This is a genomic window from Streptomyces sp. NPDC099050, assembly GCF_044759865.1.
In the GTDB taxonomy this organism is placed as follows: Bacteria; Actinomycetota; Actinomycetes; order Streptomycetales; family Streptomycetaceae; genus Streptomyces.
Genome location: NZ_JBIWAE010000006.1, coordinates 33,458 through 58,233, shown reverse-complemented (window position 1 = coordinate 58,233; position 24,776 = coordinate 33,458). Strand labels below are relative to the sequence as shown.

The window sequence follows — 24,776 nt, the reverse complement described above, 5'->3', positions numbered from 1 at the left end:
GGAATGGCCGAAACCGATACGTCGCTCGGGTACGAGCAGGCCCGGGACGAGCTGATCGAGGTCGTCCGCAAGCTGGAGGCCGGCGGCACCTCGCTGGAGGACTCCCTCGCACTCTGGGAGCGCGGCGAGGAGCTCGCGAAGGTGTGCCGCCACTGGCTGGAGGGGGCCCGCGCCCGGCTGGACTCGGCGCTGGCGGCGCGCGAGGCGGCGGAGGGGTCCGGCGGGTCGGGCGGGGCCGGCCAGGAGTGATCCCCCTCACCCGCGGGCAGATTTAGTTGAATTTTCACCTATCTCCGCCGTAGTGTTTCGGACATCGCTCCAGCAGTCCCGCACAGAAGAAGGCTTTCCGATGTCTCTCGTTCTCGACGCCGCCGCTCAGGACCTCCTCTTCCGTGAGGCCCGCACCGCCAACACCTTCTCCGACGAGCCGGTGACCGAGGAGCAGGTCCAGGCGATCTACGACCTGGTGAAGTTCGGCCCGACCGCCTTCAACCAGACGCCGCTGCGCATCACCCTGGTCCGCTCCCCCGAGGCCCGCGAGCGCCTCGTGAAGCACATGGCCGAGGGCAACCAGGCCAAGACCGCCACCGCCCCGCTGGTCGCGATCCTGTCCGCGGACAACGAGTTCCACGAGGAGCTCCCGCAGCTGCTCCCCCACTTCCCGCAGGCCAAGGACGCCTTCTTCTCCGAGCGCCCGGTCCGCGAGCAGTCCGCGCTGGTCAACGCCTCGCTGCAGGCCGCGTACTTCATCATCGGCGTCCGCGCCGCCGGCCTGGCCGCCGGCCCGATGACCGGCCTGGACTTCGCCGGCCTCCAGAAGGAGTTCCTGGACGGCGACCACACCCCGCTGATGGTCGTCAACATCGGCAAGCCGGGCGAGGACGCCTGGTTCCCGCGCTCCCCGCGCCTGGAGCTCGACCAGGTCATCACGACCGTCTGAGCCCAGCCCCGCAGGCAGTGAACGAGGAAGGCCGCGCCCCCCGGAATCCCGGGGAGCGCGGCCTTCCTCATGTCCTGCCGCACCCCGAAGCCTGCCGCACCCCGAAGCCTGCCGTGCGCCGTGCCCCGAAGCGCTACGAACCCTGCTTGAACTCCAGCGCCGCGGCCATCGCGCCGAGCTGCTCGAAGGAGGCCGTCCCGGTCACCACCGTGACGTAGCCCTGCTCCTGCCGTACGAGGGCGTCGTACTTCTCGCCGTCCCAGCGCTCCCAGACCTGGTCGCCGACCTGCTGGGTCTCCCCGGTGGCCGTAGCCCTGCGGGTGACCTTCCCGATGTACCTGTCGGAGACGTCCGCGGACTGCTCCACCGCCACGTACTGCTGCGCCGGGTCCAGGAAGCCCAGGTGCCAGGCGGCGGCGTCCTTGCGCGCATAGCTGACCGAGGTCGCCCGCCACTCCGGCGGCAGCCCGACGGGCACCGCCACGGGGTACGGCGCCGCGCGCCGGGCCGTGAGGCTTTCGACGCGGTAGTCGACCACCTTCGTCGGGTCGGCCTTCTCGTCATGCGGGATGACCAAATAGATCCCCCCGACCACGAGCCCGATCACCGCCAGCGACCGGACCATGTCCACGACCGTCTGCTTGCCCTTCATACCTGCCACCCCCCCATGGTCCCGCATGGCTCCGGGCGATCACCGCCGGGGTCCGCAAGGCGCGCCGCGCGCGGCGCAAGATGTCCGCTCAGGACAATCGACTGACCGATATGGCGCTCATACGTGACCCGGTCTGCTCAATATGTCGACGTACCGATAGAGTCCAGGGACCCTCACTCCCGGCCGTCGCCGTACAGAAAGGTGCGCTCCGATGACCGAGCACAACCTGCCGCCCCAGCTCGAAGTCTCTCCGGAGGCACCCGACCGCAACCTCGCCCTGGAACTCGTACGGGTCACCGAGGCCGCCGCCATGGCCGCGGGCCGCTGGGTCGGACGCGGCGACAAGCTCGGCGCCGACGGCGCTGCCGTCAACGCGATGCGGACCCTGATCTCCACCGTCTCGATGAACGGCGTCGTCGTCATCGGCGAGGGCGAGAAGGACGAAGCCCCGATGCTGTTCAACGGCGAGCGGGTCGGCGACGGCACCGGTGCCGAGGTCGACATCGCGGTGGACCCCATCGACGGCACCACCCTGAACGCCAAGGGCATGCCGAACGCGATCGCCGTTCTGGCCGCCGCCGACCGCGGCACCATGTTCGACCCGTCCGCGGTGTTCTACATGGAGAAGCTGGTCACCGGTCCCGAGGCCGCCGACTTCGTCGACATCAACGCCCCGGTCTCCGTCAACATCCGCCGCGTCGCCAAGGCCAAGAACATGGCCGTGGAGGACGTCACGGTGATCATCCTCGACCGTCCCCGTCACGAGGGCATCGTCAAGGAGATCCGCGAGACCGGCGCGCGCATCAAGTTCATCTCCGACGGCGACGTCGCCGGGTCGGTCCTGGCCGTCACGGAGGACAGCGGCATCGATCTGCTGCTCGGCATCGGCGGCACGCCCGAGGGCATCATCTCGGCCTGCGCGATCAAGTGCATGGGCGGCACCATCCAGGGCAAGCTGTGGCCCAAGGACGAGGCCGAGCGCCAGAAGGCGATCGACGCCGGCCACGACCTGGACCGCGTCCTGTTCACGGACGACCTGGTCTCCGGCGACAACGTGTTCTTCGTCGCCACCGGCATCACGGACGGCGAGCTGCTGCGCGGCGTCCACTACCGCTCGGAGACCGCGACGACCTCCTCGCTGGTCATGCGCTCGAAGTCGGGCACGATCCGGCAGATCGACTCGACGCACCGCCTCTCGAAGCTCCGCGCGTACAGCGCGATCGACTTCGACCGCGCCAAGTAGGCCACGGGCGACGGCACGGCATCACGGAAGGGGCGCTCCCGCGTGCGGCGGGGGCGCCCCTTCCGTATGCCTACGACGCTGCGGGCCGACGGAGCGCGGGCCCTACGAGGCTTCGCGCAGTTCCCCCGCCCGGCGCCGCCGGCGGGCCAGCACCACCCGGCGCTCGGCGGCCGTCAGCCCGCCCCAGACCCCGTAGGGCTCGGGCTGGATCAGTGCGTGCTCCCGGCAGGCGACCATGACGGGGCAGCGGGCGCAGACCCGCTTGGCGGCGTCCTCACGGGACAGCCGGGCGGCGGTCGGCTCCTTGGAGGGGGCGAAGAACAGCCCGGCCTCGTCGCGCCGGCACACCGCGTCAGCGTGCCATGGGCCGTCCTCTTCCCTGGCCGGCACCCGGGGCTTCGGGACGACCGCCGCCGGGCGCCCCTCAAGACTCTGGACGGCGGCTACCTGCAGGGACTGGCGCGGCGGATGCGGCACGGTCTACTCCTGACGACGTATACGCGAGCGAGAGAGGCGACGCACCTGTCCCTACCCGCTGTGCGCGCCCCTATGCACCGCGTGCCGTCGATCCGGCCGGTTCGACCGAAAGGTGATCCCGCCCGGGTAGGCCCCTCGCGCCCCCGCCCGGCCCCGCCCCCGTCACCCGGACGTCACGCGGCGGACGGCGTCCAGTCGGGTCGGCGGCCCAGGAAGGCGAGCAGCGCACCGGCCGGATCCGCGTCCGGATCGGGCGCGGGCAGGAGCGCCGGGGCGTACGCGAACCCGCGCAGCGGCTCGGCGAGCGCCCGGGCGGCCGGGCTCAGGGCCGCCGCGAGGGCGGGGGTGAGCGGGGAAGCCTGGCCGGTGGCGACGGCGAGGTCCCAGGCGTGGACGGCGGCGTCGAGGGCGGCCGCGGCGACCGCGGTCTCGGCGGGGAGGGTGAACGGGGGCAGCGGCACGGCCACCTCGGCGGTGCCGGGCAGCACCCCGGCGAAGGCCTCCGCGGCGGCGGCGAGGGCGGGCTCCAGCAGCTCGGCGGGACTGCCCGTCAGGGCGCCGGTGGGCGCGAAGGGGTCCTCGTCCGGTCCCGGCCCGCCGGTGAGGCGGCCCGCGTAGGCGAGCTGGTCGCCGGCCGCGTGCTGGAGCACTTGGCCGACATTCCACTGGTCGCAGGGCGTCGGTGCGCCGAGGGCGCCGGCCGGTAGGGCGGCCACGACGGAGCGCAGCGCCCCGTGCGCCTGGTCGAGCAGGTCCCATGTGGATGCGGTCATGAGCGCGACCCTACGATCACCCACCACCCAAAGGGGCTTATTTCAGCGGCAGTTGTCGGAGTGTCGGCCTTACCGGGTGCCTTCCCAGCCCTTTCGGAGCCGGTTCGCCAGGTCCACCAGGCGGGCGCCGAGCTTGGGGCGGGCCTCGATGTTGCCCAGCAGGGCGAAGCCGCGGACGATCACGACCGGGGCCTGCGGGTCGGTCTCGCCGCGCCCCTCGCCCCACACTTCGAAGTTGCCGAGGACCCCGCTGCCGTAGCCGCGCAGGGTGACGTTCTCCGGGACCACGATCTCGACGTTGCCGAGGATGCTGGTCACGCTGATCTCGGTGACCTGCTGCTCGAAGACCGCCTGGGTCAGGTCGATGCTGATGTCGCCCATGACGGAGACCGCGCGGGTGTGCGCGCCCGGCCGCCAGCGGCCCTTGCGGGAGGAGCTGCTGCACACGGCGACGACCGTCTCGACGGGCGCGCCCGCCGGCGCCCCCGCGTACGCGGGCTCCTGCCGACTGCCGGCGCCGGGCGCGGGCAGGTCCCGTACGAGCACGTCCAGCTCGTCGACCGTCTTCACCGCGTACAGCGAGTCGAGCCGCTCGGAGTGCTCCTCGGCGGTCAGCCGCCCTTCGGCGACGGCGTCGGCGAGGATCTGCGCGATCCGGTCCCGGTCCGCGTCGGAGGCGCGCAGCCCGGGGGCGTGCGCGGGGGCCGGCGCGGGGGCCGGCGCGGATGAGGGCTGCTTTTCCAGGTCCACGGGCCCCAGCATAGCGAGACACGATAGATCGCGATACTGGGCAGTGAGCCTTACCTCACAACAAAAGCCACCGGAAGAGGTCCTACGCTGGACACCGCGCTGCCAAACGGTCGTCAGCGCCGTCTGCCGAGTGAGGGAATGACTGCCGTCATGCCAGAGTTTGCGTACACCGACCTGCTGCCCCTGGGCGAGGACTCCACCCCGTACCGGCTGGTGACCTCCGAAGGCGTCTCGACCTTCGGGGCCGACGGCCGTACGTTCCTCAAGGTCGAGCCGGAGGCGCTGCGCAAGCTCGCCGAAGAGGCCATCCACGACATCCAGCACTTCCTGCGCCCCGCGCACCTCGCGCAGCTGCGCCGCATCATCGACGACCCCGAGGCCTCCGCGAACGACAAGTTCGTCGCCCTCGACCTCCTGAAGAACGCGAACATCGCGGCGGCCGGCGTCCTGCCGATGTGCCAGGACACGGGCACGGCGATCGTGATGGGCAAGCGCGGCCAGAACGTACTGACGGAGGGCGCGGACGAGGCGGCCCTGTCCCACGGCATCTACGACGCGTACACCCGTCTCAACCTGCGCTACTCGCAGATGGCCCCGGTCACCATGTGGGAGGAGAAGAACACCGGCTCGAACCTGCCCGCGCAGATCGAGCTGTACGCGACCGACGGCGGCGCGTACAAGTTCCTCTTCATGGCCAAGGGCGGCGGCTCCGCCAACAAGTCCTTCCTCTACCAGGAGACCAAGGCGGTCCTCAACGAGGCCTCCATGATGAAGTTCCTGGAAGAGAAGATCCGCTCGCTCGGCACGGCGGCCTGCCCGCCGTACCACCTGGCGATCGTGGTCGGCGGCACCTCGGCGGAGCACGCCCTGAAGACCGCGAAGTACGCCTCCGCGCACTACCTGGACGAGCTGCCCACGGAGGGCTCCCCGCTGGGCCACGGCTTCCGCGACGAGGCCCTGGAGCAGCAGGTCTTCGAGCTCACCCAGAAGATCGGCATCGGCGCGCAGTTCGGCGGCAAGTACTTCTGCCACGACGTCCGCGTCGTGCGGCTCCCCCGCCACGGCGCGTCCCTCCCGATCGCGATCGCCGTCTCCTGCTCGGCGGACCGCCAGGCCACCGCGAAGATCACCGCCGAGGGCGTCTTCCTGGAGCAGCTGGAACGCGACCCGGCGCGCTTCCTCCCGGAGACGACGGACGAGCACCTGGCCGAATCCGCGGCCGACGTCGTCTCCATCGACCTGAACCAGCCGATGGACGAGATCCTCGCCACCCTCACCCAGCACCCGGTCAAGACCCGCCTCTCCCTGACCGGCCCGCTGGTCGTGGCGCGCGACATCGCGCACGCGAAGATCAAGGAACTCCTCGACTCGGGCGCGGAGATGCCGCAGTACCTGAAGGACCACCCGGTCTACTACGCGGGCCCGGCCAAGACCCCCGAGGGCTACGCGTCCGGCTCCTTCGGCCCGACCACGGCCGGCCGCATGGACTCCTACGTCGAGCAGTTCCAGGCGGCGGGCGGCTCCAAGGTCATGCTGGCCAAGGGCAACCGCTCCCAGCAGGTCACCGACGCCTGCGGCAAGCACGGCGGCTTCTACCTCGGCTCCATCGGCGGCCCCGCGGCGCGCCTCGCGCAGGACTGCATCAAGAAGGTCGAGGTCCTGGAGTACGAGGAGCTCGGCATGGAAGCCGTCTGGAAGATCGAGGTCGAAGACTTCCCGGCCTTCATCGTGGTCGACGACAAGGGCAACGACTTCTTCGTCGACCCGGCCCCGGAACCGACCTTCACCCACATCCCGGTCCGCGGCCCGGGCCTGGCCTAACGCCTCCCTGCGCCGGGGCGAGCGGATGCCCCGCCCCGGCCTCCAGGTCACTCAGTCACCGCCCGAGCGGCCTCGGTCTCGACGGCGGACAGTTCGTCCATGGCGGGGCGGAAGCTCGGATCATCCTTGCCGGTGGTGCGGTGAATGGCGGCCAGGGCGTCGTTGCGACGGGTGAAGAGATCCGGACGCCGTTCGATCTCCACCTCGCGCATCCACCAGTCGAGCCAGTGCGTGAGGTGGCCGACCTTCCCGCTGCGGATGGCGGCAGCCAGGGCGTTCTCCTTGTGCTGCTCCAGCTCGGCCACGCGGTGCGGGGCGATGCGCGCGAGGGCGACCCGCACGGCCTCGGGGGTGCGCTCAGGGCGCGGGATCAGCGCCGCGCCGTGGTCAGGCTGTGTGGTCACGGTGCCCTCCCAGGGGTGGCCCGGTCAGGGTATCCATTCCCCGGCGCCGTGAGGCCTGGCCGCCGGCTCCCCGCACGCACCGTCGAGGCTCTCGGGGGCGCGACACCCTGCCCTGCCCGGCAGGGCCACCGCATCCGGTTAACGTCGGGGACACGAGCCCGCGTCTGGGTGTTCACCCCGGTTTGCAAGGATTTCCGTATGGCAGCGACGACCGACCTCCCCCAGGCCCGCGCCACGCGGGTCATCGCTCACCGCGGGGCCTCCCACGAGCATCCCGAGCACACCATGGCCGCGTACCGGCAGGCCATCGCCGACGGGGCCGACGCGCTCGAATGCGACGTGCGGCTCACCGCCGACCACCGGCTGGTCTGCGTGCACGACCGGCGGGTCGAGCGGACCTCCGACGGGCGCGGGGTCGTCTCCGCGATGACGTACGAGGAGCTGCGCGCCCTCGACTTCGGGGCGTGGAAGGGGCCCGGCCACGCCGGGGCCGGGGTGCTGCTCTTCGAGGACCTGCTCAAGGAGGCGCTGGCCGCTCCCCACCCCGTCGGGCTGGCCGTGGAGACCAAGCACCCCACCCGCGCGGGCGGCCGCCTGGAGGCCGAGCTGGTGCGGCTGCTCGGGGAGTACGGGCTCGCCGACGGCCGAGCCGGCCGCGTCGAGGTGATGAGCTTCTCCCGGTCCGCGCTGACCCGGATGCACCGCCTCGCGCCGGGACTGCCCGCCGTGTACCTGATCGAGCGCAGGATCCGGCCGGTCCGGCCCCCGTACGCCACCCACGCGGGCCCGGGCATCGAGCTCGTACGGCGGGACCCGGGTCTGGTGGGCCGGCTGAGGGCGAAGGGGCTCCAGGTGCGCGTATGGACCGTGGACGAGCCCGAGGACGTGGAGCTCTGCGTCCGCCTGGGGGTGGACACGCTCATCACCAACCGGCCCCGGGACGTGCGCAAGCTGCTGCTCGACATGTGAGCCCATGAGGACCCGGCCGGGGTGCGCCGGCCGGGTGTGGGGGTCGTACGGATCATCGGACCCACGGGGGTACGGGTCCGGGGGCGGTCGGGGGGGTTACACGAAGCGCTGGTTGGCCGAGCCGTTGCAGGTCTGGAGGCGCAGCGGCTCGTGGGCCGCGGCCACCGTCAGGCACGTGCCCGGGGCGGCGGCGGGCCGGAGGGTGGCTCCGTCGCGGACGAACTGCTGGTTGGCGCCGCCGTGGCAATTCCAGATGATCATCGCGGTGCCGTTGCCGTAGTTGGCGCCGGGCGCGTCCAGGCAGCGGTCGTGGGTGAGTTCGACGTGGAGTGACTTCTTCGCGGAGTCGTACCACCAGCCCTGGTTGCGGCCGCCGTGGCAGTCCCAGCCGAGGACCTTGGTGTTGTTGGCGCTGGAGCTGCCGCTGGAGTCGACGCAGTTGCCCGTCGCCTCGTTCTTCAGCGGCTTGTACAGGTCGTCCCAGGCGCCGGCTTGCAGGACGGGGGTGCCGGTGCTCGCCGGGTCGGCGCAGGAGGCCTCGCGCAGGCCGGAGGCGTACAGCTGGGTCAGACAGGACGCGAAGGCGCCGTGGCCGCGGTAGTTGGGGTGGAAGGACTGCCGGGCGGTGTTCTCGTCCCACGGGAAGTGGTCCCCGAGATCGAGGTAGAGGCCGCGGGCCCAGGTGTCCTCCATGCAGACCTCGTGGCCGTGGAAGAGCCGCGAGTTGTCGAGGTAGGTCGCGCCCGCGGCGAGGGCGGCCGCGCGCATGCCCTTCTCGAAGGTGGGCACCGCGTAGTTGCGGCCCCATGTGGCGTCGGAGTCGTAGCCGGCGCAGCCGCCGGGGAGCTTGCCGGGGAAGTCGGGGTTGTCGTTGAAGTCGGGGCCGATGGGGCTGGGGTAGCCCATCACGACCAGCTTGTAGTCGGAGTCGGCGTAACCGGCGTCGCGCATGACAGACTTGAGGTCGCCGATCGTCGACTGCACCTTGGGCTTCAGCCCGTCGACGCGCGCCTGCCAGCCCGGACCGTACTTCGGCTCGCAGGTGCCCTGGCTGAGCACCCAGCGGGTGACGCAGTCGGTCATGACCGGGCCGAACTGCAGGTCGTCGTTGGCCCCGGCGACCAGCAGCACCATCTTGATCCGGGTGTTGCGGGCCTTGATGGCCAGACTGTCGCTCTGCACCAGCTCGTCAGCGTACTGCTTGCTGCCGCCGATCTTGATGTTGCCGGTGTAGCCGCCGGAGCAGGCCGCGTTGAAGGTGAGGTCCGCGGCGATGCCGGTGCGGTGGATCGCCGAGTCCGGCGAGCGGTGGCACTGGTTGGACGGGGTGTTGGTCGCCGGGTCGTAGTTGCCGATGCCCTCGCCCGAGATCTCGCTGTCGCCGAGCGAGATCAGACCGGTCTTGCGGTCGGCGAGGGGGCGGATCGCGGAGTCGCCGTAGATCTTGACTGCTTCGGCGGCCCGGATGGCCTCCAGTTCGGGCGTGAGGGCCGTCGCCACGGACCCGGCGGACCCTGCGGACCCTGCGGTGGTCGCGGACCCCGCGGTGGTCACGGTGGTCGCCGCGTGGGCCATGGGGGTGATGGCGGTGACGCCCCCGAGGGCGGCCGCCGCCGCCACGACGGCGGCGAAGGTAGATCTGAGCCTGATCCTTGATTGTGTACGGGCACGTGCCATGAACGCCTCCCCGATCTCAGTGTTACCCCCGGTATTTACTGGCCGGTAGGCGAGTTGGGAACAGTCCGAACAAGACAATTGCTCAACTTTTTGAGGAGGCACTACAGATGACCGGTGATCAGCAGAACGGCGAGGCCCTCGGCGACGCCCCCGAGGAGTACCGCACCGAGCACGACTCCATGGGGGACGTACGCGTCCCCGCGCACGCCAAATGGCGAGCTCAGACCCAGCGCGCCGTGGAGAACTTCCCCATCTCCGGACAGCGTCTGGAGCGGTCCCACATCGATGCCCTGGCGCGGATCAAGGCCGCGGCCGCCACCGTCAACGCCCGGTTCGGCGTGATCGACGCGGACATCGCCGCCGCCATCGTCTCGGCGGCCGACGAGGTCGCCGAAGGCCGCTGGGACGAGCACTTCCCCGTCGACGTGTTTCAGACGGGTTCCGGCACCTCGTCCAACATGAACGCCAACGAGGTGATCGCCACCCTGGCCACCGAGCGGCTCGGCCGCGCCGTCCACCCCAACGACCACGTCAACGCCTCGCAGAGCTCCAACGACGTCTTCCCCTCCTCCATCCACATCGCCGCCACCGCCGCCGTCACCGGCGAGCTCATCCCCGCCCTGGAACACCTGGCCGGCGCGATGGAGCGCAAGTCCGCCGAGTTCGCCGCGGTCGTCAAGGCCGGCCGGACGCACCTGATGGACGCCACCCCGGTGACCCTGGGCCAGGAGTTCGGCGGGTACGCGGTCCAGCTCCGCTACGGCGTCGAGCGGCTGCGCGCGGCGCTGCCCCGGCTGGCCGAACTGCCGCTCGGCGGAACGGCCGTGGGCACCGGGATCAACACCCCGCCCGGGTTCTCGGCGGCCGTGATCGCCGAGGTGGCGGCGGCGACGAACCTGCCGCTGACCGAGGCGCGGGACCACTTCGAGGCCCAGGGGGCCCGGGACGCCCTCGTCGAGACGTCCGGAATGCTCCGTACGGTCGCCGTCTCGCTCACCAAGATCTGCAACGACCTGCGCTGGATGGCCTCGGGTCCGCGCACCGGATTGGCCGAAATCAATCTCCCGGATCTCCAGCCGGGGTCCTCGATCATGCCCGGAAAGGTCAATCCGGTCGTCCCGGAGGCCGCCCTGATGGTCGCCGCCCAGGTGATGGGGAACGACGCCGCCGTCGCGGTGGCGGGCGCCGCGGGCAACTTCGAGCTCAACGTGATGCTCCCCGTGATGGCCCGCAACCTCCTGGAATCCATCCGGCTGCTCGGCTCCGTGAGCCGCCTGCTGGCCGACCGCACCGTCGACGGAATCACCGCCAACACGGCCCGGGCCAGGGAGTACGCCGAGTCCTCGCCCTCCGTGGTGACCCCGCTGAACCGGTACATCGGCTACGAGGAGGCCGCCAAGGTCGCCAAGAAGTCCCTCGCCGAGCGCAAGACGATCCGGGAGGTCGTCCTGGAGTCGGGCTACGTGGACCGCGGCGACCTCACCCTGGAGCAGCTCGACGAAGCGCTGGACGTGCTGCGGATGACCCGCCCCTGACCCCGGCGGGGCCGCCCCGCCGCGCCCCGTCCCGTCGCGCCCCGCCCCGTCAGGAGGGTCTGGATCCGGTCGTTTCCCGCCCTCGGACACCTCGGTGACCTGCGGCGCGGCGATCCCCGGGACCCCCGCCCTAAGATCTGCCCATGACAGGTACCGGAGGCCGCGGGGGCGGCAGTGCGCGCGACTCGGCACGGGGTTCGGCGCGACGTGCGGAGCGGGGCGGCGCGCAGGACGTCCGCTGGGCGCCCGGGGAGCAGGTCCTCTGGCGCTACCGCGATCACGCGCCCGACGCGAAGGGCGCCGTCCACATCTGCCGGCCCGTGACCGTGGTGAGCGACACCGACGAGCTGCTCGCGGTGTGGATGGCCCCCGGGACCGAGTGCGTCAAACCGGTGCTCGCCGATGGGACCCCGGTCCACGAGGAACCGCTCGCCACCCGGTACACCGCGCCGCGGACCACCGTACGGTCGCGCTGGTTCGGGGCGGGCGTGCTGAAGCTGGCCCGGCCCGGGGACCCCTGGTCGGTGTGGCTGTTCTGGGACCACGGCTGGGAATTCAAGAGCTGGTACGTGAATCTGGAGGAGCCGCGGACCCGGTGGTCCGGCGGCATCGACTCCGAGGACCACTTCCTGGACATCTCCGTCTACCCTGACCGCACGTGGAAGTGGCGGGACGAGGACGAGTTCGCACAGGCCCAGCGGTCGGGTCTGATGGACCCGGAACAGGCCCGGCGCGTGCGCGAGGCCGGCCGCGCGGCGGTGGACGTGATCAGGGCCTGGGGTCCGCCGTTCTCGGAGGGCTGGCAGGATTGGCGGCCGGACCCGGCCTGGGGCGTACCGGCCCTGCCGGAGGACTGGGACCGCACTCCGGCGCATATGACCTCATGAGACCCTTGATGCGCCCCCGGGGGGCAATCGTAGGATCGTCCTCCGCCGGGGCGTCGACGGTCAATTGTCGCCAGCAGCACCGCATTTGACCTTGGCCGACGCGATGACGAGAGGTAACGAGCGGGACGCGGAAACGCGGGGTGATGGTGTCCCCGCCGCTGAGCGGGTATACCGCGACTGACCGAGTTGAGTGCAGCGCACATCGAGCGCAAACGGACGGAATGCCACGCGTGACGGAGTACCCCACCTCTCAGGAGGGCCCACAGCCGGTTGCCTCCGGCGGTCGGACCGACGAGCCCGGCCACGGCACGGAGGAACTGGGCCACGGCAAGGCCCCGCTTCCGGCGGCCGAGGCCGTGCGCACGCATGCGCAGCCCCAGGCGGCGGACCTGCCCCGCCCCCGCGCCACCGCGGGGGCACCGTCCGCCCCCGAAGGGGCCGGGGAGCCCGGCGACCCCGCCTTCGTGCCCGGCCAGGCCTCCGTGCCCGGCCAGGGCGCCGCCCGGGTCCGGGGCGGCCGTGACGAGGCCGCCGCCGCGGAGGCCGGCAGTGCGCGCACCCGCGACGGCGAAGCCGCCCGCGAGGCGGCGGGGCGGCCCGGCGCGAGCGGGCAGGCCGGCGCCTTCGGGCAGGCCGCCGGCTCCGGACTGCCCAGCGGCATCGGGTCCGACGCGACCATCGCGCGGCGGGAGGGCGACCGGCTGCGGTTCGTCGGAGCCGCCACCCGGCGGATCGCGCGCGGCATCGACCTCGACGAGATCGTGCTCGGCCTGTGCCGGGCCACCGTGCCCACCTTCTCCGACGCCATCCTCGTCTACCTGCGCGATCCCCTGCCGGTCGGCGACGAGCGGCCCGTCGGACCGGTCGTTTTAAGGCTCCGCCGAACCGACCGGCTCCGGCCGATCGACGAGTTCACCGGAGCGGGGGCGGGAGCGGGGGCGGGAGCGGGGGCGGGAGCAGGCGCAGGAGCGGGAGCAGCGTCCGGCGCCACCGGCGCGATGACCCCCGACGGCGAGCTCGACTTCAGCCAGCTGGCCCTGGTCGGGCCGCAGGGTGACCTGCCCGCGGCCGAGCTCTGCGAGATCCGCCCCGGCGGGGCGCTGGCCGAGGTGCTGCGCGGCGTACGGCCCGTCTTCGGGTCCTCCGCCGCCGCCCGCGCCGCCCTGCCGGAGCTGCTGGGCGCCGACCACCCCGTCCCGCGCGGCCAGCGGGCCATCCTCGCGCCGCTGCGGGGCCGCCGCCGCGTCATCGGCGCGGCGGTCTTCCTGCGCACCCCCGAGCGGCCGGCCTTCGAGACGAACGACCTGCTCGTCGCCGCGCAGCTGGCCACGCACACCGCGCTGGGCATCGACAAGGCCATGCTCTACGGCCGCGAGGCCTACATCGCCGACGAGCTCCAGCGCACGATGCTGCCCGACAGCCTCCCCCAGCCCACCGGGGTCCGCCTCGCCAGCCGCTACCTGCCCGCCGCCGAGACGGCCCGGGTGGGCGGTGACTGGTACGACGCCATACCCCTGCCCGGCAGCCGGGTCGCACTCGTCGTCGGCGACGTCATGGGCCACTCCATGACCTCGGCCGCCATCATGGGACAGCTCCGCACGACGGCCCAGACGCTGGCGCAGCTCGACCTGCCGCCCGCCGAGGTCCTGCACCACCTGGACGAGCAGGCGCAGCGCCTGGGCTCCGACCGGATGGCCACCTGCCTCTACGCCGTCTACGACCCGGTCTCGCACCGGATCACCATCGCCAACGCCGGCCACCCGCCGCCGGTCCTGCTGCACCTGGGCGGCCGCGCCGAGGTGCTGCGCGTGCCCCCCGGCGCCCCGATCGGCGTCGGCGGCGTGGACTTCGAGGCCGTGGAGCTGGACGCCCCGGCCGGGGCCACCCTCGTGCTGTACACCGACGGGCTCGTCGAGTCCCGGCTGCGGGACGTGTGGACCGGCATCGAGCAGCTCCGCGAGCGCCTCGCCACCACCGCGCAGCTGACGGGCCTGGACCACCCGCCGCCGCTGGAGGCCCTGTGCGACGACATCCTGGACATGCTCGGCCCCGGTGACCGGGACGACGACATCGCGCTGCTCGCGGCCCGGTTCGACGGGATCGCGCCCAGCGACGTGGCGTACTGGTTCCTGGACCCGGAGGAGACCGCTCCGGGCCGGGCGCGCCGGTTCGCCCGCCGCGCGCTGGCGCGCTGGGGGCTGGAGGAGCTGGAGGACTCGCTGGAGCTGCTGGTCAGCGAGGTGGTCACGAATGCCGTGCGGTACGCCGAGCGGCCCGTGACCCTGCGCCTCCTGCGGACGGACGTACTGCGCTGCGAGGTCGGCGACGACTCCCCGCAGCTGCCGCGCCAGCGCCGGGCGCGGGACGACGACGAGGGCGGCCGCGGCCTGTTCCTGGTCAACCGGATGGCCCGCCGCTGGGGTGCCACCCGGCTGAGCAGCGGCAAGGTCGTCTGGTTCGAGCTCGCGCTGCCGGCCGCCGCCGGGGCGCCGGAGCGCCGCTGACCCGAAGCCCGGCCGCATCCGTACGCACCACTGCCCCGCGGGCGCGAAGCCGCGGGGCAGTGGTGCGTACGGATACCGGTCCCGCGGTGCCTACCGTTCGGGCTCCTCATCCGGCCGCGGGGGCTTCGGCGTGTTCGACTTCGAGGACGACGCGGTCGGGGTCGGCGTCTTGCTCGGCGTCTTGCTCGGCGTCCCGCTCGGCGTTCCGCTGGGAGTGCCGCTGGGCGTCTTGCTCGGCGTCTTGCTCGGCGTCGGGGTGCCGCTCGGCGACTTCGAGCTCTCGGACCCGCTCGGCGTGCCCGACGGGGTGGTGCTGGCGGTCGGCGACTGGACCTTGCCCATGTCCGCCTCGTCCAGGTCGAAGGAGCCCGTCTCCACGCCGGCCAGCGCGGCGAGGGTGTATTCCTTCCAGATCGCCGCCGGGAAGCTGGAGCCGCCCGCACGGCCGCCGCCGGCGGTACCGGTCAGGCTGACCTGGTTGTGGGTGCCGGGCTCGTCTCCGAACATCGCGACGACGGTGACCAGTTCCGGGGTGAACCCGGTGAACCAGGCGGCCTTGTTCTGCTCTGTGGTGCCGGTCTTGCCTGCGGCCTCGTAGGCCGAGCTCTTCACGGCCCTGCCGGAGCCGTCCTGGACGACGCCGGTGAGCACCTTGGTGACGGTGTCGGCGGTCTTGCGGCTGATGGCCGTGTCGCCGACGGCACGGACTGGCTTGAACTCGCGGCTCGCGTGCTTGGCGGACTTGATGATGCTCGGCGTGACCTTCTTGCCGTGGTTGTCGAGGGTGGCGTAGACGCCGGCCATCTCCAGGGTGTCGGCGCTCATGGTGCCGAGCGACATGGCCGGGTCCTCGGGCCAGGCGTCGCGGTCCTGCATGCCGAGCTGCAGGGCGGTCTTCTTCACGTTCCTCGGCTTGACGTCCACGATCATCTGGGCGTACACGGAGTTCACCGAGGAGTTGGTGGCGGACTGCACCGTCAGCAGCGGGTCGCCGTAGTCCTCGTCGTCCTGGTTCTGCGGGTTGAACGGGATGTCGCTGCCGACCACGGGGCGCTTGCTCGTGCCGTCGTAGAGGGTGCTGGGCGTGATCGGCTTCCCGTCCTGCGTCCTCGCCTTGTTCTCCAGGGCGGAGGCGAGCACGACCGGCTTGAAGGTGGAGCCCGGCTGGAAGTCCTTGCGCAGGGCGTTGCTGGCCCACTGCTCGCTCTGGCCGGTGCCGCCGTACATCGCGACGATCGCGCCGGTCTTCGGGTCCACGGAGCTGGCGCCCGCCTGCACGGCGGCGTCGACGGCGCGGCCCTTGCGGTCGAGCTTGGATTCCAGCTCGTCCTGGACGGCCTTCTCCAGCGCCGCCTGCTTCTTCGGGTCGACGGTGAGGGTGATCTCCCAGCCGCCGGCCTTGAGCTGGCCCTCGGTCATGCCGGTCTGCCGCTTGAGCTCCTCGTCGGCGGCCTGGATGAGGTAGCCCTTCTGGCCCTCCATGCCGGGGAGCGCCTTGGGCTTGACCGGCTCCTGGAACTTCATGTCCTTGCGCTTGGCCGCGTCCAGCTTGCCCATCTCGACCATGTTGTCGAGGACGGCGTTGAAGCGGATCATGACGAGGCGCTTGCCGTTCGGGCCGGCGGTGGCCCAGTCGTACTGGCTGGGGGCCTGGAGGACGGCGGCGAGGTACGCGCCCTGTTCGAGGGTCAGCTTCTCGGCGTCGACCCCGTAGTAGGCCTGGGCGGCGGCCTGGATGCCGTAGGCGTTGCGGCCGTAGAAGTTGGTGTTCAGGTAGCCCGCGAGGATCTCGGGCTTCTCCTTCGACTGGTCGACCTTGAGGGAGATGATCAGCTCCTTCAGTTTGCGGGTCGCCGTCTGGTCCTGCGTCAGGTAGAAGTTCTTGACGTACTGCTGGGTGATCGTCGAACCGCCGGCCTTGCCCTTGCCGGTGACGGTGTTGAACAGGCCGCGGCCGATGCCCTTGAGGTCGATGCCCCGGTCCTCGTAGAAGGACTTGTTCTCGATCGCGATGAAGGCCGTCTGCACCTCCGCCGGGATCTTCGCGATGGGCACGATCTGGCGGTTCTTCGCGCCGACGCGGGCGATGACGGTGCCGTCGGCCAGCTTGTAGACGTTGTTCTGGGTCAGCGCGTCCGCGTTGGGGTCCGGCTCGTCCACGTAGAAGTAGAGGCCGACCAGGGCCGCCATGCCGAGCAGGACGGCTCCGAAGAGGGCTCCGAAGATCCTCTTCCAGGTGAAGAAGCGGCGTATGCCGGCCGGCTTGCCGCCCTGCTTCCCCCCCTTGTCCTTGCCGCGCCCGCGCGGCGCGCGCCGTGCACCGCGCTGCTGCTGAGCCCTTCGCGCTTCTGCTCGGCCCATCGCTCCCGCTCCGCTCGATTACCCCCCGACGTCAGCTCAGAAAGCTAACACCGGAGCCTGTGACTAAAACCGGCCAACGGGTGCGCATAGCGGGCAATTCGGACGTGACAATGAGCACCCACCCCACCGGAACCGACGCACGGGGAGCCCCGGAGGTTGCCGCGCGCGGGGTCGCACTCCCGCCCGAGCCGAAAAAGTGATATCACTTTGCTAAGCGGCTCGACCGGCCGCCACTGATGAAACGGGGCAGATGATGACGACCACCACGGGCGGTACCGCGAGCGGCGTACGGGAGTTCCCCGCGCGGAGCGTGGGCGGCGGACTGGCGCTGCTGCTCGGCCTGGCGGGCGTGGTCGCCGGGGCGGGCCTGATCGCGCTCGGCGCGGTGTCCGGCACCGACGCGGCCAAGGCGAGCCTGATCGCCGCGGGCGTCGTCCTGGCGCTCGCCGCCCTCATCGCCATGGGCGGGCTGAACACGGTCGCGCCGGGCGAGGCCCGCGTGGTCCAGCTGTTCGGCCGTTACCGCGGCACCATCCGCACCGACGGACTGCGCTGGGTCAACCCGCTGACGTCCCGCCAGCGGCTGTCCACCCGCGTGCGCAATCACGAGACCCCCGTCATGAAGGTCAACGACGCCTACGGCAACCCGATCGAGCTGGCGGCCGTGGTCGTGTGGCGGGTCGAGGACACCGCGCGCGCCGTGTTCGAGGTCGACGACTTCACCGAGTTCGTCGAGACCCAGACCGAGGCGGCCGTCCGGCACATCGCCATCGAGTACCCCTACGACGCCCACGAGGACGGCGGCCTGTCGCTGCGCGGCAACGCCGAGGAGATCACCGAGAAGCTCGCCGTCGAACTGTCCGCCCGCGTCGAGGCGGCCGGCGTCCACATCATCGAGTCCCGCTTCACCCACCTCGCGTACGCCCCGGAGATCGCCTCCGCGATGCTCCAGCGCCAGCAGGCCGGGGCGATCGTCGCGGCGCGCAAGCAGATCGTCGAGGGCGCGGTCGGTATGGTCGAACTCGCCCTGAACCGCCTCGCGGAGCAGGAGATCGTGGACCTCGACCCGGAACGGAAGGCGGCGATGGTGTCCAACCTGATGGTGGTCCTGTGCGGTGATCGCGCGGCCCAGCCGGTCGTCAACGCGGGCACCCTCTACCAGTGAGCCCCGACAGCGGTACGGAGCCCCCCGGACCCGGCGCGGCCGGGGAGCCTGCGCCGGCGCCGAAGGGCGGGCGGCAGCCCCGCAAGCAGGTGCTGCTGCGGCTCGACCCGCAGGTGCACGACGCGCTCGCGCGATGGGCGGGGGAGGAACTGCGCAGCGCCAACGCGCAGATCGAGTTCCTGCTCCGCCGCGCCCTGTCCGAAGCCGGCCGGCTTCCCGGCGGGGCGGGCCCCATCCCGCCCCGGGGCCGTCCCCGCGCCTCTCCCGATTCCTGAAGCCGCCTCGGTACGCTCTGCGCGTCACCCGGGGGGTCTCTCACGAATGCGGGGCTCGGATGAACTCGACCGACGGGAAGCCCGGACCGGGCGGGGCGGCGGAAGCGGCCCCCGCGTCAGAAGCCGCCCCGGCACCGGCCCCCGGGGCCGAGGCGGGCCCGGGGGCAGGCGCCGGAGGCGGCCGCCGCCATCCGGTCGCGCGGAAGGCGGCCACCGCCGTCGCGGTGGCCGCCGCCTGTTCCGGGCTGATCTGGGCGGCGCTCTCCCTGACGGGAACCCCGTACGACTCCAAGCCGGCCGGAGCAGCGGCGGCGGGGGCGGCGGCAGCGGCGTGTTCGTACACCCCGACCACCGCCGGCGCGGGCGGTGTACCCGTGCACGACCCCGCACGCGCCCGCCCGTACACGGCCGAGCTGGTCACCGACCAGGGCAAGGTCGTCATCGAGGCGTACACCGAGGCCGCCCCCTGCGCCACCACCTCGTTCGCCTTCCTCGCCGGGAAGAAGTACTTCGACGGCAGCGCGTGCCACCGGATCACCACGAGCGGGATCTTCGTACTCGAATGCGGCGACCCCGCCGGCCGGGGCACGGCCGACCCCGGCTACTCCTTCCCCGACGAGAACCTGAGCGGCGCCGCCTATCCGGTGGGCACCGTCGCCCTGTCCAAGGCCCGGCCCGGCCGCAACGGCAGCCAGTTCTTCATCAGTTACGCCGACCCGAAGTTCCTCATGCCCCCCGACTGGACCCCCTTCGGCAGGGTGGTCGGCGGGTTGGACGTGCTGCGGAGGATCGCCGCGAACGGCACGGTGGACGGCTCGACCGACGGGCGGCCCAAACAGCCCGTGGTCTTCAGGTCGGTGACGGTCCACCCGGCGGACCGGAGCTGACGGAACTGACGGAGCTGACGGAGCTGACGGAGCGGCTTCCGCCCGCCCGCGCGTTCAGGACCGGCGGTTCAGCAGGACGAGGCCGTCCTGCTGAACCTCGATCCGGTACCCCTGGCTCCGCGCCCGGTCGAGGGCGATGGATTCCTGGATCGCCGACTGCGGCCACCGCAGGTGCGGCGCGACCGTGGTGTCGACGATGATCCACTCGGGATCCGGCCGGCTGTCCCCCCAGCCGAACAGACTGACGCTGGTGCGGTCGGCGAGGTGGGGCAGCAGGTACGTCGATGCCTGGACCCTGGCACCGTCCGGGATCCGGTCCATCACGCGGTGGGCCGCCACGACGTGGGGATCGTCCTTCCAGGTGGCCGGCTGGACCAGCTGCCACAGCGGGAAGTGCGGCAGCAGCAGCATGGTGACCGCCGCGGAGCCCGCCAGGTAGCGGTACGGGCCGCGCCCGCGCGCACCCCGCAGCCGCAGGGCGTCGGCGAACGCCACGAAGACGACCGGCATGAGCAGCAGCGAGTAGTGGTAGCCGGTCCCCCAGTGGTCCGGATAGGTCGAGGCGAGGCGCCACAGCACCGACGGCAGGGCGACCAGTACGAGCGGGGAGCGCAGGGCCAGGAACAGCGTGGGGGCCAGTACCAGGATGAGGGTGGTGACCTTCTCCTGCGGGGTGATGAGACCGAGCGTGAACCGGTGGAGCAGCTCCGCCGCACCGCCTCCCGACCCGTTCCCCGGCCCGTCGGCCGCGCCGCTCCCGGGGTTGTGCGAGAGGAAGTAGCCGTCGAACCCGCCCGGGTGGAAGGAGCTCAGCACCAGCAGGGCGAGCGCGCTCCCGACCAGGCCGGCCGCGGCCGTGAGGAGCCCCGTCCTGCGGCCGCCCGGCCCGCCCCGCCAGGCGATGAGCAGGCCGATCGCGGCCACGGTGAGTCCGAGGTCCTCCTTCACGAGCAGGAGCGGCAAGGACCAGTACGCGGCGGCGCGCAGCCGGCCGTCGGCGAGGGCCGTCAGGGAGAGCGTGAGCAGCGGAAGGGCGAAGGCCCACTCGTGGAAGTCGGAGGAGACCCCGCTCGCGATGCCCCACGCGAGGCCGTAGCAGGTGCCGATGACCGCGGCGGCCGCGGAGCCCACCGTCCGGCGGGCCCAGAAGGCCAGCGGCAGCACGCTCCCGGCGACCAGCGCGGCCTGCGCCACGAGGAGCACCTTCACCGACGGCCACAGCCAGTACAGGGGCGCCAACAGGGCCAGGACCGGCGAGAAGTGGTCTCCGAGGACCGGGAAGTCCGGCCCCTTGACCTCGGAAACGGGCAGCTGCCCGGACGCGTAGGAACGCACGACCTGTACGAAGATCCCCAGATCGAAGCTGCGGGAGTGCAGGCGCTCGTGGATCCGCAGGGACAGTGCCATGTAGGCGAAGAACAGGGCTCCCGCCATGGCCCAGATCCACCAGTCGGACGCGGGGCGGCCGTGCGCGGACGGCTTCGGCGCCGTCCCTACCTCGGTGCCCGTCTGCTGCGGTGGAAGGGCGGCGGCGTTGCCGGTGGGTGCTCGCATGAACCTTCAAGATGCCAGCGCCGGCACGTGGCGACGGTACGGGCCGGGCCCGGGGCCGTCTCCCGAGCGGTCAGGTTCCTTCGAATGGCGGACATCCGGGCACCGGTGACCGCCCTCCGTCACTATGCACTGCGCGTATACATCGAGCGTATACACCGCGTGTATAGTCCTCGGCATGTCCATCAGTCACGCACTCCTCGGCCTCCTCGAAGCCGGTCCCCGGCACGGTTACGACCTCAAGCGGACCTTCGACGAGAGATTCGGCCACGACAAGCCGCTCGCGTACGGGCAGGTCTACTCGACCATGTCCCGGCTGCTGAAGAACGGTCTGGTCGAGGTCGACGGCGTGGAGAGCGGCGGCGGCCCCGAGCGCAAGCGGTACGCGATCACCGACGCCGGGATCACCGACGTCGAGGCCTGGCTCGCCCAGCCCGAGAAGCCCGAGCCCTACCTCCAGTCGACCCTCTACACGAAGGTCGTGCTCGCCCTCCTCACCGGCCGCGGCGCCCAGGAGCTGCTGGACACCCAGCGCGCCGAGCACCTGCGCCTGATGCGCATCCTCACCCAGCGCAAGCGCAAGGGGGACCTCGCCGACCAGCTGGTCTGCGACCACGCCCTGTTCCACCTCGAAGCGGACCTGCGGTGGCTCGAACTGACCGCCGCCCGCCTCGACCAGCTCGCCCAGGAGATAAGCCGATGACCCCCGCCGGCACGCTGCTCAGCGCCACCGACCTCCGCAAGACCTACGGCTCCACCCACGCCCTCGACGGCGCCGAATTCTCCATCCACGCGGGCGAGGTCGTCGCCATCATGGGCCCCTCCGGATCCGGCAAGTCCACCCTGCTGCACTGCCTCGCCGGGATCGTGACCCCCGACTCCGGCACCATCACCTACGCCGGACGCGAGCTCTCCGCCATGAACGACGCCGAGCGCAGCGCCCTGCGCCGCGGCGAGTTCGGCTTCGTCTTCCAGTTCGGCCAGCTCGTCCCCGAGCTCACCTGCGTGGAGAACGTCGCCCTGCCGCTCCGCCTCACCGGCGTGAAGCGCAAGCAGGCCGAACGGACCGCGCTGGAGTGGATGGAGCGGCTCCAGGTCGACGACCTCGGCGGCAAGCGCCCCGGCGAGGTCTCCGGCGGCCAGGGCCAGCGCGTCGCCGTCGCCCGCGCCCTGGTCACCAACCCCCGGCTGATCTTCGCCGACGAGCCCACCGGCGCCCTCGACTCCCTCAACGGCGAGCTCGTCATGCAGCTCCTCACCGAGGCCGCCCGGTCCACGAACGCCGCGGTCGTCCTCGTCACGCACGAGACCCGCGTGGCCGCGTACTCCGACCGCGAGATCGTCGTGCGCGACGGCAAGTCCCGCGACATGGAGCGCGCGGTATGAGCCACGGGGCCCTCAACAAGCACGACAAGCCGGGCAAGCAGGTCAAGCCCGGCAAGCCCGGCGAACACAGCAGCCCCGCCGGCCCCAGCAGCCCCGGCAGCCCCGGCAGGCAGGGCGCGCTCGCCGTCTGGCTCCGCGACCTCCGCCTCGGTGTCCGTTTCGCCTTCGGTGGCGGCCGCCAGGGCTGGACCCGCACCCTCCTCACCGGCCTGGGCGTCGGCCTCGGCGTCGCCCTGCTGCTCGTCACCAGCGCGATCCCCAGCGCCCTGGCCGCCCGCGACGCCCGCGGCGCCGCCCGCCAGACGCACACCTCGCCCACCGCCGAGCAGCCCGGCCCCGACACGCTGCTGATCACCGACGTGAACCAGACGTACCGTTCCTACGGGGTCGACGGGCGCCTCGTACAGCCCGAGGGGCCGGACGCCCCGCTGCCCCCGGGCGTGAAGAGGTTCCCCGGCCCCGGCGAACTGGTCGTCTCCCCCGCCCTCGACAGACTGATGAAGACCGGCGAGGGCGAGCTGCTGCGCGACCGCCTCGACGGGAAGATCGTCGCGACCATCGGCCAAGCAGGCCTGGTGGGCCCCGGCGACCTCTACTTCTACGCGGGCAGCGACCGGCTCGCCCAGCTCCAGAAGGAAGCGCCCAACTACATCCAGCGGGTCACCGCCTTCGAGAGCACCTGGAAGGCGGAGGGCCTGGACCCCGTCCTCACGCTCCTCGTGGTGCTCACCTTCGTCGCCCTGCTGATGCCGGTCGCCGTGTTCATCGGCGCCGCCGTCCGCTTCGGCGGAGACCGCCGCGACCGCCGGCTCGCCGCCCTGCGCTTGGTCGGCGCCGACGCCCGGATGGTCCGCCGGATCGCCGCGGGCGAGGCCGCCGCCGGATCGCTGATCGGCCTCGCCCTGGGCACCGGCTTCTTCCTGGCCGCCCGCCAACTAGCCCCGGCCATGGACCTCTACCAGCGCAGCGTCTTCCCCTCCGACCTCAACCCGGCGCCCTGGCTGGCCGCGCTCATCGCACTCGCCGTACCCGCCGCGGCCGTCGCCGTGACCCTGTTCGCCCTGCGCGGCGTGGTCATCGAGCCGCTCGGCGTGGTCCGCGCGACCACCCCGGGCAAGCGCCGGATCTGGTGGCGGCTGCTGCTCCCGCTGGCCGGACTCGGCCTGCTGGCCCCGATGATCGGCAAGGGCAACGACAGCGGACAGTTCAACCAGTGGCAGGTCTCGGGCGGCGTGGTGCTGCTCCTCGTCGGCATCACCGTCCTGCTTCCCTGGGTACTGGAACGGGTCGTCGGCCGGATCGGCGGCGCGGGGCCGGTCTCCTGGCAGCTGGCCGCCCGCCGGCTCCAGCTCACCAGCGGCAGCTCCGCCCGCCTGGTCAACGGGATCGCCGTCGCGGTCGCCGGAGCCATCGCACTGCAGATGCTCTTCGCCTCCACCGCAGATTCGTACACCCGCGAGACCGGCCACGACCCCTCCCGGGCCTCGATCTCCGTCATGCAGCGCACCCGCGGCGGCGGCGAGGCCGTCGCCCAGGCCCTGGCCGGGACCAAGGGCATCACCCAGGTCGTCGCGGAGTCCTCGACCAATGCCGGGCGCAGCAAGGGCATGAGCTACACGGATACCGCGATCTCTGTGACGACCGGCACCTGCACCGCCCTCAAGGAGTACGCGGAGCTGCCCTCCTGCAAGGACGGCGACGCCTTCGTCATCACCGGCGGCGGTACTCCGGGCGGCATGACCGGCGATACCGCGCGGCCCGGCGAGAAGCTGTTCGCCGGGAACATCTTCAAGGAGAACGAGGGCGACGGCGCGAAGCCGGTCGCCTGGACGGTGCCCGCCGGCGCCCACACCGTCCAGGCCCGAAAGGGCCCCATGGGCGAGACGCTGACCGGGCTGCTGGTCACCCCGGCCGCCGCCCCGAAGGGCATGGGCGGCTACCAGTCCTCCCGGGTGTACGTGAAGCTGGACCCGAAGGTGCCCGACGCGATGGAGCTGGCCCGCAACGCCGTCTTCAAGGCCGACCCGCTGTCCGTCCCCATGACGATCCAGGCCACCGAGGTCAACGACCGCTTCGCCTCCATCCGGACCGGACTCTTCGTGGGCTCCGCGCTCGTGCTGATGCTGATCGGCGCCAGCCTGCTGGTCTCCCAGCTGGAGCAGCTGCGCGAACGCAGGCAACTGCTGTCGGCGCTGGTCGCCTTCGGCACCAAGCGCTCCACGCTCAGCCTCTCCGTGCTGTGGCAGACCGCCCTCCCGATCGGCCTGGGCCTCGCCCTGGCCACGGTGGTCGGACTCGCCCTCGGCACGGTGCTGATGCAGATGGCGGGCGCCGCGATCCGGATCGACTGGACCTCGATCCTGTCGATGGTGGGCATCGGCGGCGGCGTGGCCGTCCTGGTGACCCTGCTCAGCCTGCCGCCGCTGCTGCGCCTGATGCGCCCGGACGGGCTGCGCACGGAGTAGCCCGTCCCGCGCACGGAGCAACCCGTTCCGCGCACGCGGCCCCGTACGCCCGCT

The 24,776-nt window shown here is 72.0% G+C and carries 22 protein-coding genes; 14 read left to right on the top strand and 8 right to left on the bottom strand.

Annotated features, from left to right (window positions below; all coding sequences use genetic code 11):
- The first annotated feature begins 3 nt into the window (after positions 1 to 3).
- Positions 4 to 249: an exodeoxyribonuclease VII small subunit gene (locus tag ACIQV3_RS12420; protein ID WP_403712367.1), complete on the top strand. Its 246-nt coding sequence runs from the start codon at positions 4 to 6 to the stop codon at positions 247 to 249.
- 100 nt (positions 250 to 349) lie between these two features.
- Positions 350 to 940, top strand: a complete 591-nt coding sequence (locus tag ACIQV3_RS12415; protein ID WP_403712366.1) for a malonic semialdehyde reductase — start codon at positions 350 to 352, stop codon at positions 938 to 940.
- 133 nt (positions 941 to 1,073) lie between these two features.
- Here the strand turns inward: ACIQV3_RS12415 and ACIQV3_RS12410 are convergent, their stop codons facing one another.
- Positions 1,074 to 1,592: a DUF4245 domain-containing protein gene (locus ACIQV3_RS12410; protein ID WP_403712599.1), complete on the bottom strand. Its 519-nt coding sequence runs from the start codon at positions 1,590 to 1,592 to the stop codon at positions 1,074 to 1,076.
- A 211-nt stretch (positions 1,593 to 1,803) separates the two neighbouring features.
- On the opposite strand from ACIQV3_RS12410, the gene glpX reads away from it, so the two are divergent.
- Entirely contained in the window at positions 1,804 to 2,835 is a 1,032-nt protein-coding gene (glpX, locus tag ACIQV3_RS12405) for a class II fructose-bisphosphatase (protein ID WP_243335787.1), read from the top strand.
- 102 nt (positions 2,836 to 2,937) lie between these two features.
- Here glpX and ACIQV3_RS12400 read toward each other — a convergent pair whose 3' ends face one another.
- The 3 genes from ACIQV3_RS12400 to ACIQV3_RS12390 all read right to left on the bottom strand — a co-directional run bounded on the left by ACIQV3_RS12400 (position 2,938) and on the right by ACIQV3_RS12390 (position 4,835).
- Complete coding sequence (locus tag ACIQV3_RS12400) at positions 2,938 to 3,312, bottom strand: WhiB family transcriptional regulator (RefSeq protein ID WP_403712365.1); 375 nt, start codon at positions 3,310 to 3,312, stop codon at positions 2,938 to 2,940.
- 173 nt (positions 3,313 to 3,485) lie between these two features.
- Positions 3,486 to 4,085, bottom strand: coding sequence for a TIGR03086 family metal-binding protein (locus ACIQV3_RS12395; protein ID WP_403712364.1), 600 nt, complete (start codon positions 4,083 to 4,085; stop codon positions 3,486 to 3,488).
- Positions 4,086 to 4,154: 69 nt separating this feature from the next.
- On the bottom strand, positions 4,155 to 4,835 hold the full coding sequence (locus ACIQV3_RS12390; protein ID WP_403712363.1) for a DUF1707 domain-containing protein: 681 nt from the start codon (positions 4,833 to 4,835) through the stop codon (positions 4,155 to 4,157).
- A gap of 150 nt (positions 4,836 to 4,985) precedes the next feature.
- Here ACIQV3_RS12390 and ACIQV3_RS12385 point away from each other — a divergent pair, with 150 nt between their 5' ends.
- Complete coding sequence (locus ACIQV3_RS12385; RefSeq protein WP_403712362.1) at positions 4,986 to 6,656, top strand: fumarate hydratase; 1,671 nt, start codon at positions 4,986 to 4,988, stop codon at positions 6,654 to 6,656.
- A 47-nt stretch (positions 6,657 to 6,703) separates the two neighbouring features.
- On the opposite strand, the gene ACIQV3_RS12380 is transcribed toward ACIQV3_RS12385, so the two are convergent.
- Positions 6,704 to 7,060, bottom strand: a complete 357-nt coding sequence (locus ACIQV3_RS12380; RefSeq protein ID WP_403712361.1) for a hypothetical protein — start codon at positions 7,058 to 7,060, stop codon at positions 6,704 to 6,706.
- A 198-nt stretch (positions 7,061 to 7,258) separates the two neighbouring features.
- Here ACIQV3_RS12380 and ACIQV3_RS12375 point away from each other — a divergent pair, with 198 nt between their 5' ends.
- Entirely contained in the window at positions 7,259 to 8,029 is a 771-nt protein-coding gene (locus ACIQV3_RS12375) for a glycerophosphodiester phosphodiesterase (RefSeq protein ID WP_403712360.1), read from the top strand.
- 96 nt (positions 8,030 to 8,125) lie between these two features.
- Here ACIQV3_RS12375 and ACIQV3_RS12370 read toward each other — a convergent pair whose 3' ends face one another.
- Positions 8,126 to 9,706, bottom strand: coding sequence for a ricin-type beta-trefoil lectin domain protein (locus tag ACIQV3_RS12370; RefSeq protein WP_403712359.1), 1,581 nt, complete (start codon positions 9,704 to 9,706; stop codon positions 8,126 to 8,128).
- Between the two features lie 107 nt (positions 9,707 to 9,813).
- Here ACIQV3_RS12370 and ACIQV3_RS12365 point away from each other — a divergent pair, with 107 nt between their 5' ends.
- From ACIQV3_RS12365 to ACIQV3_RS12355, 3 genes are all read left to right on the top strand, one after another.
- Complete coding sequence (locus ACIQV3_RS12365; RefSeq protein WP_403712358.1) at positions 9,814 to 11,241, top strand: class II fumarate hydratase; 1,428 nt, start codon at positions 9,814 to 9,816, stop codon at positions 11,239 to 11,241.
- A gap of 143 nt (positions 11,242 to 11,384) precedes the next feature.
- Positions 11,385 to 12,128, top strand: a complete 744-nt coding sequence (locus ACIQV3_RS12360; RefSeq protein WP_403712357.1) for a DUF402 domain-containing protein — start codon at positions 11,385 to 11,387, stop codon at positions 12,126 to 12,128.
- 230 nt (positions 12,129 to 12,358) lie between these two features.
- Positions 12,359 to 14,632 (top strand): SpoIIE family protein phosphatase, encoded by a 2,274-nt coding sequence (locus ACIQV3_RS12355; RefSeq protein WP_403712356.1) that lies wholly within the window; start codon positions 12,359 to 12,361, stop codon positions 14,630 to 14,632.
- 90 nt (positions 14,633 to 14,722) lie between these two features.
- Here ACIQV3_RS12355 and ACIQV3_RS12350 read toward each other — a convergent pair whose 3' ends face one another.
- Positions 14,723 to 16,993, bottom strand: coding sequence for a transglycosylase domain-containing protein (locus ACIQV3_RS12350; protein WP_403712355.1), 2,271 nt, complete (start codon positions 16,991 to 16,993; stop codon positions 14,723 to 14,725).
- Between the two features lie 250 nt (positions 16,994 to 17,243).
- On the opposite strand from ACIQV3_RS12350, the gene ACIQV3_RS12345 reads away from it, so the two are divergent.
- From ACIQV3_RS12345 to ACIQV3_RS12335, 3 genes are read left to right on the top strand one after another with little or no spacing between them, the layout of a single operon-like run.
- Positions 17,244 to 18,158 carry an SPFH domain-containing protein gene (locus tag ACIQV3_RS12345; protein ID WP_403712354.1) on the top strand — a complete coding sequence of 305 codons (915 nt, stop codon included), beginning with the start codon at positions 17,244 to 17,246 and terminating at the stop codon, positions 18,156 to 18,158.
- Positions 18,155 to 18,433, top strand: a complete 279-nt coding sequence (locus ACIQV3_RS12340; protein ID WP_403712353.1) for a hypothetical protein — start codon at positions 18,155 to 18,157, stop codon at positions 18,431 to 18,433. Before ACIQV3_RS12345 ends, ACIQV3_RS12340 begins: the two co-directional genes overlap by 4 nt.
- A gap of 59 nt (positions 18,434 to 18,492) precedes the next feature.
- Entirely contained in the window at positions 18,493 to 19,320 is an 828-nt protein-coding gene (locus ACIQV3_RS12335; protein WP_403712352.1) for a peptidylprolyl isomerase, read from the top strand.
- A gap of 54 nt (positions 19,321 to 19,374) precedes the next feature.
- On the opposite strand, the gene ACIQV3_RS12330 is transcribed toward ACIQV3_RS12335, so the two are convergent.
- A complete protein-coding gene (locus ACIQV3_RS12330; protein ID WP_403712351.1) occupies positions 19,375 to 20,874 on the bottom strand; it encodes a DUF2079 domain-containing protein in 1,500 nt (499 codons plus the stop codon).
- 175 nt (positions 20,875 to 21,049) lie between these two features.
- Between ACIQV3_RS12330 and ACIQV3_RS12325 the strand changes: the two genes are divergently transcribed.
- Genes ACIQV3_RS12325 through ACIQV3_RS12315 form a run of 3 tightly spaced genes read left to right on the top strand, consistent with a single transcriptional unit; the run spans position 21,050 to position 24,722 of the window.
- Positions 21,050 to 21,574: a PadR family transcriptional regulator gene (locus tag ACIQV3_RS12325; RefSeq protein ID WP_403712350.1), complete on the top strand. Its 525-nt coding sequence runs from the start codon at positions 21,050 to 21,052 to the stop codon at positions 21,572 to 21,574.
- Positions 21,571 to 22,257, top strand: a complete 687-nt coding sequence (locus ACIQV3_RS12320; protein ID WP_403712349.1) for an ABC transporter ATP-binding protein — start codon at positions 21,571 to 21,573, stop codon at positions 22,255 to 22,257. The genes ACIQV3_RS12325 and ACIQV3_RS12320 overlap by 4 nt, the downstream gene beginning before the upstream one ends.
- On the top strand, positions 22,254 to 24,722 hold the full coding sequence (locus ACIQV3_RS12315; protein ID WP_403712348.1) for an ABC transporter permease: 2,469 nt from the start codon (positions 22,254 to 22,256) through the stop codon (positions 24,720 to 24,722). The genes ACIQV3_RS12320 and ACIQV3_RS12315 overlap by 4 nt, the downstream gene beginning before the upstream one ends.
- Positions 24,723 to 24,776 lie beyond the last annotated feature (54 nt).

Bases quoted from the DNA above. Each gene is read 5' to 3' on its own strand.
- ACIQV3_RS12420 (WP_403712367.1), top strand. From the start codon at position 4: ATGGCCGAAACCGATACGTCGCTCGGGTACGAGCAGGCCCGGGACGAG.
- ACIQV3_RS12395 (WP_403712364.1), bottom strand. From the start codon at position 4,085: ATGACCGCATCCACATGGGACCTGCTCGACCAGGCGCACGGGGCGCTG.
- ACIQV3_RS12365 (WP_403712358.1), top strand. From the start codon at position 9,814: ATGACCGGTGATCAGCAGAACGGCGAGGCCCTCGGCGACGCCCCCGAG.
- ACIQV3_RS12410 (WP_403712599.1), bottom strand. From the start codon at position 1,592: ATGAAGGGCAAGCAGACGGTCGTGGACATGGTCCGGTCGCTGGCGGTG.
- ACIQV3_RS12345 (WP_403712354.1), top strand. From the start codon at position 17,244: ATGATGACGACCACCACGGGCGGTACCGCGAGCGGCGTACGGGAGTTC.
- ACIQV3_RS12385 (WP_403712362.1), top strand. From the start codon at position 4,986: ATGCCAGAGTTTGCGTACACCGACCTGCTGCCCCTGGGCGAGGACTCC.
- ACIQV3_RS12360 (WP_403712357.1), top strand. From the start codon at position 11,385: ATGACAGGTACCGGAGGCCGCGGGGGCGGCAGTGCGCGCGACTCGGCA.
- ACIQV3_RS12315 (WP_403712348.1), top strand. From the start codon at position 22,254: ATGAGCCACGGGGCCCTCAACAAGCACGACAAGCCGGGCAAGCAGGTC.
- ACIQV3_RS12350 (WP_403712355.1), bottom strand. From the start codon at position 16,993: ATGGGCCGAGCAGAAGCGCGAAGGGCTCAGCAGCAGCGCGGTGCACGG.
- glpX (WP_243335787.1), top strand. From the start codon at position 1,804: ATGACCGAGCACAACCTGCCGCCCCAGCTCGAAGTCTCTCCGGAGGCA.
- ACIQV3_RS12375 (WP_403712360.1), top strand. From the start codon at position 7,259: ATGGCAGCGACGACCGACCTCCCCCAGGCCCGCGCCACGCGGGTCATC.
- ACIQV3_RS12335 (WP_403712352.1), top strand. From the start codon at position 18,493: ATGAACTCGACCGACGGGAAGCCCGGACCGGGCGGGGCGGCGGAAGCG.
- ACIQV3_RS12415 (WP_403712366.1), top strand. From the start codon at position 350: ATGTCTCTCGTTCTCGACGCCGCCGCTCAGGACCTCCTCTTCCGTGAG.
- ACIQV3_RS12330 (WP_403712351.1), bottom strand. From the start codon at position 20,874: ATGCGAGCACCCACCGGCAACGCCGCCGCCCTTCCACCGCAGCAGACG.
- ACIQV3_RS12370 (WP_403712359.1), bottom strand. From the start codon at position 9,706: ATGGCACGTGCCCGTACACAATCAAGGATCAGGCTCAGATCTACCTTC.
- ACIQV3_RS12325 (WP_403712350.1), top strand. From the start codon at position 21,050: ATGTCCATCAGTCACGCACTCCTCGGCCTCCTCGAAGCCGGTCCCCGG.
- ACIQV3_RS12320 (WP_403712349.1), top strand. From the start codon at position 21,571: ATGACCCCCGCCGGCACGCTGCTCAGCGCCACCGACCTCCGCAAGACC.